The sequence below is a fragment of the Alteromonas sp. M12 genome, from assembly GCF_037478005.1.
Classification (GTDB): Bacteria; Pseudomonadota; Gammaproteobacteria; order Enterobacterales; family Alteromonadaceae; genus Aliiglaciecola; species Aliiglaciecola lipolytica_A.
Window position 1 is genome coordinate 1,208,757 of sequence record NZ_CP144164.1, and the last position, 12,950, is coordinate 1,221,706.

The 12,950-nt window shown below is 41.8% G+C and carries 13 protein-coding genes; all 13 read left to right on the forward strand.

Annotated features, from left to right (window positions below; all coding sequences use genetic code 11):
- Positions 1 to 87 precede the first annotated feature (87 nt).
- The 13 genes from rpsB to lpxA all read left to right on the forward strand — a co-directional run bounded on the left by rpsB (position 88) and on the right by lpxA (position 12,916).
- Complete coding sequence (gene rpsB, locus VUI23_RS05115) at positions 88 to 819, forward strand: 30S ribosomal protein S2 (RefSeq protein WP_216049917.1); 732 nt, start codon at positions 88 to 90, stop codon at positions 817 to 819.
- A gap of 149 nt (positions 820 to 968) precedes the next feature.
- Complete coding sequence (gene tsf, locus VUI23_RS05120) at positions 969 to 1,841, forward strand: translation elongation factor Ts (protein ID WP_216049918.1); 873 nt, start codon at positions 969 to 971, stop codon at positions 1,839 to 1,841.
- A 143-nt stretch (positions 1,842 to 1,984) separates the two neighbouring features.
- Positions 1,985 to 2,728, forward strand: a complete 744-nt coding sequence (pyrH, locus tag VUI23_RS05125) for a UMP kinase (RefSeq protein WP_216049919.1) — start codon at positions 1,985 to 1,987, stop codon at positions 2,726 to 2,728.
- Between the two features lie 47 nt (positions 2,729 to 2,775).
- Positions 2,776 to 3,333 (forward strand): ribosome recycling factor, encoded by a 558-nt coding sequence (gene frr / locus VUI23_RS05130; protein WP_216049920.1) that lies wholly within the window; start codon positions 2,776 to 2,778, stop codon positions 3,331 to 3,333.
- Between the two features lie 27 nt (positions 3,334 to 3,360).
- Positions 3,361 to 4,089: a polyprenyl diphosphate synthase gene (gene uppS, locus VUI23_RS05135; RefSeq protein ID WP_216049921.1), complete on the forward strand. Its 729-nt coding sequence runs from the start codon at positions 3,361 to 3,363 to the stop codon at positions 4,087 to 4,089.
- 31 nt (positions 4,090 to 4,120) lie between these two features.
- Positions 4,121 to 4,984, forward strand: coding sequence for a phosphatidate cytidylyltransferase (locus VUI23_RS05140; RefSeq protein ID WP_216049922.1), 864 nt, complete (start codon positions 4,121 to 4,123; stop codon positions 4,982 to 4,984).
- Positions 4,984 to 6,165 carry a 1-deoxy-D-xylulose-5-phosphate reductoisomerase gene (gene ispC / locus VUI23_RS05145; RefSeq protein ID WP_216049923.1) on the forward strand — a complete coding sequence of 394 codons (1,182 nt, stop codon included), beginning with the start codon at positions 4,984 to 4,986 and terminating at the stop codon, positions 6,163 to 6,165. Before VUI23_RS05140 ends, ispC begins: the two co-directional genes overlap by 1 nt.
- The gene (rseP, locus tag VUI23_RS05150; RefSeq protein ID WP_342808244.1) at positions 6,165 to 7,511 is read left to right on the forward strand and encodes a sigma E protease regulator RseP; all 1,347 of its coding nucleotides are present in this window, start codon (positions 6,165 to 6,167) and stop codon (positions 7,509 to 7,511) included. Before ispC ends, rseP begins: the two co-directional genes overlap by 1 nt.
- A gap of 62 nt (positions 7,512 to 7,573) precedes the next feature.
- A complete protein-coding gene (bamA, locus tag VUI23_RS05155) occupies positions 7,574 to 10,039 on the forward strand; it encodes an outer membrane protein assembly factor BamA (protein ID WP_216049924.1) in 2,466 nt (821 codons plus the stop codon).
- Between the two features lie 52 nt (positions 10,040 to 10,091).
- A complete protein-coding gene (locus VUI23_RS05160) occupies positions 10,092 to 10,607 on the forward strand; it encodes an OmpH family outer membrane protein (protein WP_216049925.1) in 516 nt (171 codons plus the stop codon).
- Positions 10,608 to 10,622: 15 nt separating this feature from the next.
- Entirely contained in the window at positions 10,623 to 11,657 is a 1,035-nt protein-coding gene (lpxD, locus tag VUI23_RS05165; RefSeq protein WP_216049926.1) for a UDP-3-O-(3-hydroxymyristoyl)glucosamine N-acyltransferase, read from the forward strand.
- A 38-nt stretch (positions 11,658 to 11,695) separates the two neighbouring features.
- Positions 11,696 to 12,142, forward strand: coding sequence for a 3-hydroxyacyl-ACP dehydratase FabZ (gene fabZ, locus VUI23_RS05170; protein ID WP_216049927.1), 447 nt, complete (start codon positions 11,696 to 11,698; stop codon positions 12,140 to 12,142).
- Between the two features lie 3 nt (positions 12,143 to 12,145).
- Positions 12,146 to 12,916 (forward strand): acyl-ACP--UDP-N-acetylglucosamine O-acyltransferase, encoded by a 771-nt coding sequence (gene lpxA, locus VUI23_RS05175; RefSeq protein ID WP_216049928.1) that lies wholly within the window; start codon positions 12,146 to 12,148, stop codon positions 12,914 to 12,916.
- Positions 12,917 to 12,950: the final 34 nt, after the last annotated feature.

The following is a 12,950-nucleotide window of genomic DNA, read 5'->3' on the forward strand; positions in this document are numbered from 1 at the left end:
GTCGGGGTGTCTGTTTCGGGTTTGCCGCCTGAACGGATCGATAGATGGGATGTATGGAGGCCTAACCCCAATTTGAGGAAATTAATAATGGCAAACGTATCTATGCGTGACATGCTCCAGGCGGGCGTGCACTTCGGTCACCAGACTCGTTACTGGAACCCCAAAATGAAACCTTTCATCTTTGGTGCTCGTAACAAAGTTCATATCATCAACCTTGAAAAAACAGTACCTTTGTTTAATGAAGCATTGAACTACATTAGTAGTGTATCTTCTAAAAAAGGTAAAGTTCTTTTCGTAGGAACTAAACGCGCAGCTAGCGACGCAGTTAAAGAAGCAGCACAGAAATGTGACCAATTCTACGTTAACAAGCGTTGGTTAGGTGGAATGTTGACTAACTGGAAAACAGTTCGTCAATCAATCAAGCGTTTGAAAGAGCTAGAGCAACAGTCTCAAGATGGCACTTTCGAAAAGTTGACCAAAAAAGAAGTATTAATGCTTCAACGTGAAATGACCAAGCTAGAAAGTAGCTTAGGTGGTATCAAAGATATGGGCGGTCTTCCAGACTGTTTATTCGTTGTTGATGCAGATCACGAGCACATTGCAATCACTGAAGCACGTAACTTGGGAATCCCAGTTATTTCAGTAGTTGATACTAACTCTAATCCAGATGGTGTTGATTACATCATTCCTGGTAACGACGATGCTATTCGTGCGGTTCAATTGTACTTAAACGCTGCAGCTGATGCTGTTAGCCAAGGTCGCGAGCAAAACCTTGAAGTACAAGCTGAGCAAGACGATTTCGTTGAAGCAGCTGAGTAATTAAAAAGCCGCGACTTTCTTGTCGCGGCCTTGTCATTTTTTTGTGACGTTAGTTCAATAGAATGGCAAACATCTCATCAGGGGCGGTAATTATTTACGGCCCCTGTTTCTTAAGTTAAGAACTATTTATAAATGCTGAGGAAACCAAAATGGCAGTGACAGCAGCCCTAGTAAAAGAACTTCGTGAGCGCACCGGCGCCGGCATGTTGGATTGTAAAAAAGCATTGGTAGAAACCGACGGTGATGTCGAGCTAGCAATTGAAAATATGCGTAAATCTGGTCAAGCAAAAGCGGCTAAAAAAGCAGGTCGTATTGCAGCTGAAGGCGTGATCATGACTAAAGTTGCTAACGGTGTAGCAACTATGATGGAAATTAACAGTGAAACTGATTTCGTTGCTCGTGACGAAGGTTTCTTAGCTTTTGCTAACAAATTAGTTGATGTAGCTTCTGCAAACAAAATTAACGACATGGATGCGCTAAATAGCAGCGAAATCGATGGCGTTACTGTTGCTGATGCTCGTGACACACTAGTAGCAAAAATCGGCGAAAACATTTCTCCTCGTCGTGTTATTTCTGTTGAAGGCGACAACCTAGGTGCATACGTGCACGGTGGTCGTATCGGCGTAATCGCTATTTTGAATGGCGGTGATGAAGATTTGGCAAAAGACATTGCAATGCATATTGCAGCGGCTAGCCCACAATTCGTGAAGCCTGAAGATGTACCTGCAGAAGTTGTTGCGAAAGAAAAAGAAATTCAACTTGAAATCGCAATGCAATCTGGCAAGCCAGCTGATATCGCTGAAAAAATGGTTATCGGCCGTATGAAGAAATTCACTGGCGAAGTTAGTTTGACAGGTCAGCCTTTCGTTAAAGATCCTTCTAACACTGTTGGTCAACTTTTGAAATCTAAAGGTGCTGACGTGATTAACTTCGTTCGTTTCGAAGTTGGTGAAGGTATCGAGAAGAAAGAAGAAGATTTCGCGGCTGAAGTTGCTGCACAAATGGCAGCTGCTAAGAAATAATTGAGCCTTTCGCTTTTGCGTAAAGCCAATGTCATATAAACTATCGGCACCTCAAAATGAGGTGCCTTTTTATATGTACTATTTACGCGGATAAATTTAGTGGGTTTGAGCCCAATATCCAATAACGAAGGAATAGCCAATAAATGAGTATCGCACCAAAATCTGCATATCGAAGAATTCTGCTAAAGTTAAGTGGTGAAGCCCTAATGGGTGAAGAAGGATTCGGTATCGACCCCAAAGTTCTAGATAGAATGGCCCAAGAAATCAAAGAGTTGGTTGAAATGGGTGTGCAAGTAGGATTAGTAATTGGTGGCGGAAATTTATTTCGCGGTGAAGGGTTAGCAAAAGCTGGAATGAATCGTGTCGTGGGCGACCACATGGGTATGTTAGCCACGGTCATGAACGGTTTAGCCATGCGTGACGCTTTGCACCGAGCATTTGTTAATGCACGTTTAATGTCAGCCATACCGCTTAATGGTGTCTGTGATGCTTACAATTGGACTGAAGCCATTAGTCTTTTAAAGTCAGGACGCGTAGTCATTTTCTCTGCTGGTACAGGCAATCCATTTTTTACCACTGACTCTGCAGCCTGTTTACGAGGCATTGAAATAGAAGCCGACGCAGTACTTAAAGGTACTAAAGTGGATGGCGTTTATAATGATGATCCAGTCACAAATCCAGACGCTGTATTACTTAAAAACGTAAGTTATCAAGAAGTTCTGGAAAAAGAACTTAAGGTTATGGACTTAGCTGCTTTTACTTTGGCACGGGATCATAGCTTGCCTATTCGCGTCTACAACATGAATAAACCGGGCGTTTTACGCCGTGTTGTTTTGGGTGAAGACGAAGGGACTACAATTTCCCATCAAGGCACAAACAATCAATAACAACGATTTAAAAAACGATTAGTAAAATAAGAATTAGGGAGATTGCAGTGATAAATGATATTCATGATGATGCAAAACAACGCATGGAAAAAAGCATCAGTGCACTGAAAAGCCAATTAAGTAAAATTAGAACTGGCCGCGCTCATCCAGCGCTTTTAGATAACATTATGGTGCCATATTATGGCGCTGATACCCCTTTAAAGCAGCTAGCTAATATTTTTGCCGAAGATGCCAGAACATTGGCACTTACTGTGTTTGATAAAAGTGCCGCCGCCGCTGTCGAAAAGGCCATTATGCAATCTGACCTAGGATTAAATCCTATGAGTTCAGGTGCTGCTATTCGTATTCCTTTACCACCGTTGACTGAAGAGCGTCGTAAAGACCTTATCAAAGTGGTACGAAGCGAAGCTGAGCAAGGTCGTGTTGCCGTGCGTAATATTCGTCGCGATGCTAATGCCGATATCAAAGAATTGGTGAAAGAAAAAGAATTAGGCGAAGATGAAGGTCGTAAAGGCGAAGAGTTAATTCAAAAATTAACTGACGAATTCGTTAAAACCATCGATAGCGCATTACAAGATAAAGAAAAAGAGTTGATGGAAATTTAACCCTTTTTGGTTAATTCCTTTTACCTTATGAGTAATCTAAATATCCCAAAACATGTTGCTATCATTATGGATGGCAACGGCCGTTGGGCAAAAAAGAAAGGTAAGATCCGCACTTTCGGGCATAAAGCTGGTGTTGAGTCTGTGCGATCTGCCGTTCGTTTTGCTCGTCAAAATGGCATAGAGTCTCTTACCTTATTTGCATTTAGCAGCGAAAACTGGAATCGTCCTGCAGAAGAAGTCGGCGTTTTAATGGACTTGTTCAATTTTGTGCTAAATAGCGAAGCCAAGAAACTGAACAAAAACGACGTGCGTCTAAAAGTCATTGGTGATACATCACGATTTGACAACAAGTTAGTCGAAAAAATTAATAAAGCGGAAAAGTTAACTGAGCATAATGGTGCGTTAGTTCTCAATATTGCTGCCAATTACGGTGGTCGTTGGGATATATTGAATGCGGCCAAATCATTTGCAAAACAAGCTGTTAGCCAAGACTTGGATATTGATAGTGTAGACGAAACTGATTTTAATCAGTTTATGTCGCTTGCTGGTCAACCTGAACTAGATTTGCTCATTCGCACTGGCGGAGAACACCGAATCAGTAATTTTTTAATGTGGCAATGTGCTTACGCAGAGCTATATTTTACTGATACTCTTTGGCCAGATTTTGATGAACAAGCGTTTCAGCTTGCGGTTAATGACTATTCTGACCGTCAACGTCGATTTGGTATGACAGGAGAGCAGGTGGAAACTAAATGATAATGTTTTCCGCAAAGCTCAAAGGCTAATTATGTTAAAACAGCGTATAATTACAGCAGTTATTTTAGCTCCTCTTGCGTTAATTTGTATTTTATTTTTACCACTATTAGGCTTTGAAATATTCATTGCCTTAGTGGTAGGTTTAGGCGGTTATGAGTGGGCTAATATGTCGAGTATTAAGCCTAGACCGCAAAAAGCTCTTTATGCTTTTTTCATTCTGTTCTGTTGTCTATTTTTAGTTTACTGGGTACCCACGCAAAATATTTGGTATCAAGGCGCTTTAAATAGTTTATATGTTTATATTTTAGGTGTGGCAGCAATCTGGTGGTTTGTTTCACTATTGATGATTATTGCTTACCCGCGCTTTTCAGCAATATGGCGAACGAGTAAAGCTATTCGGTGCTTATTCGGTTTGTTCACTCTAATCCCCACCTTTGTCTCTGTTGTCTCGTTACGCTCTCATATGTACGATATTGACCCCCTATATGGTGTGTCACTTATATTTTATGTTTTAGGTATTGTCTGGGCCGCAGATATTGGCGCTTTTTTTGTTGGCGTCAAATTCGGCCGACATAAACTACGCCCTAATGTTTCACCTGGCAAAACCTTAGAAGGCTTAGCAGGTGGTATTGCCGCTTCGACCGCGATTATTGCCTTTGCAGCGCTGCACTATCAAGTAGACCCCGGTAGAATATGGATGCATGTACTTATCGGTGGCTTAACCGTTGGAGTGTCAGCTTTAGGCGATCTAAACGAAAGTATGTTTAAACGCTGTGCTGGAATTAAAGATAGCGGTAAAATACTGCCTGGTCACGGTGGTATATTAGATCGTATCGATAGCCTCACCGCGGCATTCCCTGTATTTGCCTATTGCTACGTTTTGTGGATGGCCTAATGCAAAATATAGCGATTTTAGGAGCGACCGGCTCCATTGGTCAAAGCACCTTGGATGTTATTCAATTACATCCAGAAAAATACAATGTGGTTGCGTTAACTGCCCATTCCAGTGTAGACAAACTAATATCCCAAGCGATTCTGTTTCAACCTAATTATCTGGTTATTTCTGATTTAGCCTCCTACACCTACGCTAAGCAGGCATTACAAAATGCCAATTTAAAGTGTGAATTGTTGGTGGGACAAGAAGGCTTATGTCAGGTGGCGTCAGACTCCAGTGTCGACAGTGTTATGGCGGCAATTGTAGGCGCAGCCGGGTTACTACCAACGTTAGCTGCCGTCAAATCTGGCAAAAAAGTCATGTTGGCGAACAAAGAGTCTTTGGTTATGTGTGGTGATATTTTTATTCAAGAAGTGAATAAAACAGGTGCCCAATTACTGCCGATCGACAGTGAACATAACGCAATTTTTCAATGCCTTCCTGCCGATTTCAAATATGGCGACCTTGCAGCGTCAGGCATTGCCAAAATATTATTAACCGGTTCCGGTGGGCCTTTTTTAAATCGCTCGTTGGATACTTTTGTCGATATTACGCCGGATCAAGCCTGCGCTCATCCTAATTGGGATATGGGGCGGAAGATTTCTGTTGATTCTGCCACTATGATGAATAAAGGCTTGGAGTTTATCGAAGCCAAATGGTTATTTGGCTTAAATTCTGCGGATATTCAAATCGTGTTGCACCCACAAAGTATTATTCACTCAATGGTTCAATATGCGGATGGTTCAGTGCTTGCGCAGATGGGCAATCCGGATATGAAAACGCCAATCGCCCATTGCTTGGCGTTTCCGAATCGAATTAATGCTGGAGTGACTCCCTTAGATTTTGCAGCGTTAGCAGATTTTAGTTTTCAGGTGCCAGATTTACAACGTTATCCAAACTTGAAATTAGCCATTAATGCCTGTGATGCTGGGCAATACGCGACAACTGCTTTAAATGCGGCGAACGAAATTGCGGTGGAAGCTTTTCTGTCGCATCAAATCGGATTTTCGCAAATTGCCGAAGTGAATGAAGAAATGTTACAGCGCATCGAAGCGCAACATTTGCAAGATATTGATGGGATTTTAGGCCTTGATAAACAAGTTAGATCCCTTGCTAAACAATTTATAGGAACCTTAGTTTGATTTTTGAGTTTATTCGCAATCTTTCCGCATTTGTCGTTGCCTTAGGGATACTCGTTGCGGTCCATGAATGGGGACATTTTTGGGTTGCGCGCCGCTGCGGCGTCAAAGTTGAACGATTTTCTATTGGTTTCGGCAAAGCCTTGTGGTCGCGCACAGACAAACTGGGAACCGAATATGTTATCGCTGCTATTCCTCTGGGTGGTTACGTAAAAATGCTGGATGAACGAGTGGAGCAGGTTAGCGATGCTGATTTACCCTATGCGTTTAATCGCCAACATGTGCTCAAACGCATCGCGATAGTCGCTGCCGGACCTATGGTTAACTTCTTATTCGCGATTTTGGCGATTTATTTAATGTTACTGATTGGCCAACAATCGGTTAAACCCATTGTTGGAAATATTGAACCGGATTCAATTGCCGCCAATGCAGGGTTTGCTGAACGGGATCAAATTACCCAAATATCTGGGCACGAGACCAACGACTGGCAAGCGGTGAACTATGAAGTGATGCGGCTGATTGGTGATTCAAGTACCCAAGTGCAAGTCACCACTAAAGACGGTTACAACAAAGTTTTGGATTTAGATTTAAGGAATTGGCAATTTGACCCTGAAACCACGTCACCAATGGCGAGTTTGGGCTTTGCACCTTATCGCACTAACCCCACTAAACAGCTTGCTTTGGTGAGTGAATCTTCGCCAGCAGCTGACGCCGGATTGCAGGTGAATGACATTATTCTCAAGTTTAATGGAACTACTGTGGCAAATTGGGAACAAATAGTGGAGCTGATTGAGCAGCACCCTAAACAAAATGTTACTATCACAATCGATAGAAATGGCATTGAACAGCAGGTGACAGCGACTATTGGCGTGAAACCAGACGATCCTGATAAGGGATTATTAGGTGTAGTTACCTACTTAGAACCTTATCCGGAAGAGTATTTATTTCACAAGCAGTATGGTCCAATTGAAGGTTTATCTGAAGGAGTAAGTGAAACCTGGCGACTTATAACATTGAGTTTTGACATGATTGGTAAGCTTTTTACCGGTGATGTATCTGTTAAAAGTTTAAGTGGCCCAATTTCGATTGCCCAAGGTGCGGGTATGACGGCCAGTGCTGGAATTGTCGCATTTTTGAGCTTTTTAGCGCTTATTAGTGTGAATTTAGGGATTATTAATCTTTTCCCTCTTCCTGTGCTTGATGGCGGGCACTTACTCTATTATTTTATAGAGCTTTTAACTGGGCGACCGGTTCCGGAATCCGTACAGGAAGTGGGATTTAAAATTGGCGGGATCATCTTGTTACTGTTAATGACAGTAGCTTTTTATAATGACATTGCGCGTTTATAGTGTGGATGACACAAACTACATTGCCGAAGTAGGCTATGAGTGCTTAGGAAGAATATTAATAAATGAAGTTTAAACAGTTAGTTGTAGCCGGATTCATATGGTCCAGTGCTAGCTTAGCCTTAGCTGCTACAGACCAAGAGTTCGTCGTATCCGACATCAAAGTTGAAGGTTTACAAAGGGTTGCTTTGGGAGCCGCGCTGACCTATCTGCCTGTGCAAGTCGGTGACACTATGAATAGTTTCCGTTCGGCTCAGTTAATTCGTAGCCTGTATTCATCTACTCACTTTGAAAGTATCGAAATTCTTCGTGATGGCACCACTTTGGTTGTGAAAGTCAAAGAGCGTCCAACCATCAGTAATATTATCTTTGACGGCAATGACGATATAAAAGATGAGCAGTTGCAAGAAAGTCTTGATGGCAACAACATCCGCGTGGGTGAGCCGTTGGATAAAACGGTTTTAACCGGTATCGAAAATGGCTTAAAAGACTTTTTCTACAGTATTGGTAAATACAATGCTGATGTCAGCGCCATTGTCACGCCATTGCCTCGTAACCGAGTTGATTTGAAGCTGTTGTTTGAAGAAGGCGACTCTGCAAAAATTCAACAAATTAACATTGTCGGTAATGAAGTCTTCTCTGACGCTGAGTTGTTAAGACAAATGGAGTTAAAGTTCGATACACCGTGGTGGGACTTTTTATCTGAAACCCGTTATCAAAAACAAACTCTCTCTGGTGATATGGAAACGTTACGAAGCTACTACCTAGACCGCGGTTATTTGCGCTATCAGGTAGACTCAACGCAAGTATCTATGACCCCGGAAAAAGATGGTATTTATGTCACAATGAATATCTCTGAAGGTGAGCAATACACTATTTCTGAAGTAGACCTAATTGGTGACCTATTGGGTAACGAAGAATACATGCGCGCTGTATTACCGCTTACCGCTGGTGAGTTATATAACCAAGCAGAAGTAACCTACACAGAAGAGTTCTTCAGTAAATATTTAGGTCGTTTTGGATATGCGTATCCGACAGTAACCACGATCCCTGAAATTAATGATGAAGACAAAACTGTTAAATTGACGCTATCTGTCGATCCTGGAAAACGTATTTACGTGAACCGCATTACCTTCGAAGGTAATACAGTGACTGCCGATGAGGTTTTACGTCAGTCGGTCAGTCAAATGGAAGGTACTTGGCTTTCGAACAGTTCTTTGGAATCGTCTAAGAATAACTTGTCACGTTTGACCTACATGGAAGAAGTGGATTTTGAAACCGTCCGTTTACCAGGTGAAGATGACAAAGTTGATGTGGTATATAAAGTTAAAGAACAACCTTCTGGTTCATTTAATGCTGGTGTGGGTTACGGTGATAGAACCAAACTTAGCCTGCAAGCCGGTATTCAACAGGACAACTTCTTAGGTACAGGTAAACGATTGGCATTCAATGTTAGTACTGTATCTTACCAAAAGAGTGTGCAACTTTCCTACACAGACCCTTATTTCACTATTGATGGAATTAGTTTGGGCGGAAATATTTCATATAGTGAATTCGATGCTGGAAGTGCAAACCTTGTACAATACAACAGTAAACAATACACCGTTGGAATAAACGCTGGTTATCCAATTAATGAATTCAACCGAATTAATTTTGGCTTGAGTTATAGTGATGTAGAGTTATCTCGTCGCAGTAACTATGAACAGACAGACCGTTTTTACAACCAATTTGTGAATGAAGATGATCCAGATGCACCTATTGATTACTCTAGTTTCCTAGCATCTGTATCTTGGACTCGTAGTACTCTAAACCGAGGGATTTTCCCAACGGCTGGTTCGTCACAAAGCGCATCCTTTAGCATTACTACTCCTAATTCTGATGTAAATTATTTCAAATCGATTTTTGATACTAAATTCTACTTCCCGCTTACCCGTGATCAAAGATGGTCAGTGCTTACTCGATTGCGCGCAGGTTACGGTAACGGTTATGGTGAAACAAATGGCATAGAACAGATATTGCCATTCACTCAAAACTTTACGGCCGGTGGTAGTGATACCTTACGCGGATTCGAAAATAACACTGTTGGACCTCGTGGCGTACAATTGTCACCCACAAGTATTACCGGACCAGACGGTGAAACTATCTTGTTAGGTCCTGAATCTGACCGGGTTGCAGTATCTTCTCGTTCCTTAGGTGGTAACGCGATGTTGCTCGGTGGTGTAGAATTAATTGTACCTACTCCGTTTGTTGGCGAAGAGTTTGATAATTCAGTGCGTTCAAGCTTGTTTCTTGATGCCGGTAATGTGTGGGATACTGAATTCGACTATAGCTTATATCGTGATCTAGATCAGATTAGTGAAGACCCTGTCGCAGATTACGGCGATTGGACTCGCTATAGAGCTTCTTACGGAGTTTCTGTACAATGGTTATCACCAATGGGTCCAATGGTCTTTAGTTTCTCTAGAGCTTTGCAAGAACGTGTTGGGGATGATGTGAAATTCTTCTCTTTCAACATTGGACAAACATTTTAAACATAATTTAGCATGAGCTAATTAGTATTATAAAAACAGGAAGGAGTTCCCTTTGAAACAAGTATTTAAAACCTTAGTCGTTACTGCACTTTTGAGCAGTGCTTTATTAAGTTCAGTAGCTTACGCAGAACAGAAAATTGCTGTTGTAAGTCGCGAGGCGGTAATTCAGCAAATGCCACAAGCGATTGCTAGTCAGCAAGCTTTGCAAATTGAATTTAAAGACGAAGGTTCAAAAGTAGATGCGATGCGTCAAAAGATAGCCACTGATCTTGAGTCGCTTAAGAAAAACGCACCGACTATGAGTGAAGCACAAATTAAAGCTGAACAAGAGCGTTTACAAGCAGCTAACACTGAATTTGAAGCGCTAGCTAAACCTTTGCAAGAAAAGCTACAAAAACGTAGACAAGAAGAAAACACCAAAATCGTTACTATGCTACAACAAGCTATCCAAGCAGTTGTAAATGAAGAAAATATCGACATGGTTCTAGATAGACAAGCGGTTGTATTCGCTACTCCTCAATACGATATCTCAGAGAAAGTATTGAAAAAAGTTAGTCAAATGAAATAACCTACCGGAGCCTGTATGCAGTCACTCAGTTTAAAACAATTGGCAGATCTTATTGGTGCATCTATCCATTTATCTGGCAATGATACTGAGGATACCCAAATTAATAGTTTGAGTACCTTGGCGAATGCAGGCATTGGTCAGATTTCCTTTTTAGCCAATAGCAAGTATCGTAGTCACCTGGCTGACACTAGAGCACAAGCGGTTATTTTACATCCAGACGAGTTATCCCATTGTCCTTGCACTGCACTAGTTCATCCAAATCCATACGTGGGATTTGCATTGGTAGCACAGGCCCTTGATACGACTCCGGCTGCGGCATCAGGTATCCATCCAACAGCCGTTATCGGCCAAGACGCAAAACTTGGTAATAACGTGAGTGTGGGAGCCAATGCTGTGATTGAATCAGGCGTGGTTTTAGGCGATGACGTGCAAGTTGGTGCAGGTACTTTTGTAGGCAAAAACTGTCAACTAGGTAACAGAACTAAACTTTGGGCAAATGTCACCGTTTATCACGATTCGGTAATCGGCGAAGATTGCTTAGTGCAATCTGCTACTGTTATTGGTAGTGACGGTTTTGGATACGCTAACGATAAAGGTAAGTGGATTAAGATCCCTCAGTTGGGACGAGTCATTATTGGTAATCGTGTCGAGATTGGCGCTAGTACTACTATCGATCGCGGTGCTCTTGAAGATACAATTATCGGCGATGGGGTGATACTGGATAATCAATTGCAAATTGCCCATAACGTAGAAATAGGTGAAAACACTGCTATGGCAGCGTGTTCAGTTATTGCTGGCAGTACCAAATTGGGTAAAAATTGTAGCGTTGCAGGATTGTGCGGTTTTAACGGACATATTGAAGTTTGTGATAACTCTCATTTTACTGGAATGAGTATGATTACCAAGAGCATAACCGAACCTGGTTTATATTCCTCAGGTATGCCGGCGGTGCCCAATCTTGAGTGGCGTAAAAATGCAGTTCAATTCAAAAAAATAACGTCTCTTGCTCAACGTGTCAAAGTTTTAGAGAAACAACAATCTACAAAGTAACAGGGTAGTTCCCATTACTTATTAAAGGAGATCAGCCTTTGGCCGACAATTTGAACACCATCGAAATCGAAGAAATCATGGAGCTTTTACCCCATAGATATCCATTTCTATTGATTGATAGAGTAACTGAATATGTTTTAGGCGAAACGATTAAAGCCTATAAAAATGTTACCTTTAATGAACCTTGTTTCACAGGTCATTTCCCTGGAAAACCCATATTCCCTGGTGTTTTAATTCTTGAAGCAATGGCACAAGCTGCGGGCATATTAGGGTTTAAAACTGCGGGAAATAGTGATGAGTTATACCTTTATGCTGGTATCGACAACGCACGCTTTAAGCGCCCTGTAGTTCCTGGCGATAGATTAGATTTCGACGTGTGTGTTGTGAAAGAGAAGCGCGGTATATGGAAATTTAAAGGCGTTGCCAGTGTGGACGGTCAAGAAGCTTGTGTTGCTGAATTTATGTGTGCAATGAGGAAAATGTAACCAGTGATCCATGAAACAGCTATTGTGCACCCGTCTGCTAAGTTAGCAGCAGACGTTCAAGTTGGTCCATATTCCGTCATTGGTGAAGATGTCGAGATAGGAAGTGGAACGGTTGTCGAGTCACATGTGGTCATTAAGGGACCATGTACTATTGGTAAAAACAATCGTTTTTTCCAGTTTGGTTCGATTGGTGAAGAATGCCAGGATAAAAAGTATGCTGGTGAAAAAACCCGATTAGAAATTGGTGACAACAATGTTTTTCGGGAATGTGTGACTATCCATCGTGGTACGGTTCAAGATAAATCACTGACCAAAATAGGCTCAAACAATTTATTTATGGCTTACGCACATGTGGCGCATGATTGTGTTGTTGGAGATGATAACATCTTTGCTAACAATGCGACCCTTGCTGGTCATGTACATGTTGGCAACTACGTTATCTTAGGTGGTAACACGGCTGTGCACCAGTTCTGCCATATTGGCTCTAACAGTTTTACTGGTGGCGGTGGCATCATATTACGTGATATCCCTCCCTTTGTTATGATCAATGGTATCGACAATACGCCGGCAGGAATTAACTCCGAAGGGTTGCGTCGCAGAGGCTATGATAAAGAGGTAATAATGAGTATTAAACGTGCTTATAAAGTACTTTATCGGAACGGCAATCGTGCCGAAGAAGCCGTTCAAGAGTTACGCAAAATGGCCGAAACCACAAAAGAAGTGGGATTAATGGCTGATTTTGTAGCAAACTCTGCCCGAGGAATAATCCGCTAATCATACTGATTAGCTTTATCGCAAACTGCGAGCC

Excerpts from the sequence above, each read along its gene's own strand:
- rpsB (WP_216049917.1), top strand. The coding sequence starts at position 88 with ATGGCAAACGTATCTATGCGTGACATGCTCCAGGCGGGCGTGCACTTC.
- tsf (WP_216049918.1), top strand. The coding sequence starts at position 969 with ATGGCAGTGACAGCAGCCCTAGTAAAAGAACTTCGTGAGCGCACCGGC.
- pyrH (WP_216049919.1), top strand. The coding sequence starts at position 1,985 with ATGAGTATCGCACCAAAATCTGCATATCGAAGAATTCTGCTAAAGTTA.
- uppS (WP_216049921.1), top strand. The coding sequence starts at position 3,361 with ATGAGTAATCTAAATATCCCAAAACATGTTGCTATCATTATGGATGGC.
- VUI23_RS05140 (WP_216049922.1), top strand. The coding sequence starts at position 4,121 with ATGTTAAAACAGCGTATAATTACAGCAGTTATTTTAGCTCCTCTTGCG.
- ispC (WP_216049923.1), top strand. The coding sequence starts at position 4,984 with ATGCAAAATATAGCGATTTTAGGAGCGACCGGCTCCATTGGTCAAAGC.
- bamA (WP_216049924.1), top strand. The coding sequence starts at position 7,574 with ATGAAGTTTAAACAGTTAGTTGTAGCCGGATTCATATGGTCCAGTGCT.
- lpxD (WP_216049926.1), top strand. The coding sequence starts at position 10,623 with ATGCAGTCACTCAGTTTAAAACAATTGGCAGATCTTATTGGTGCATCT.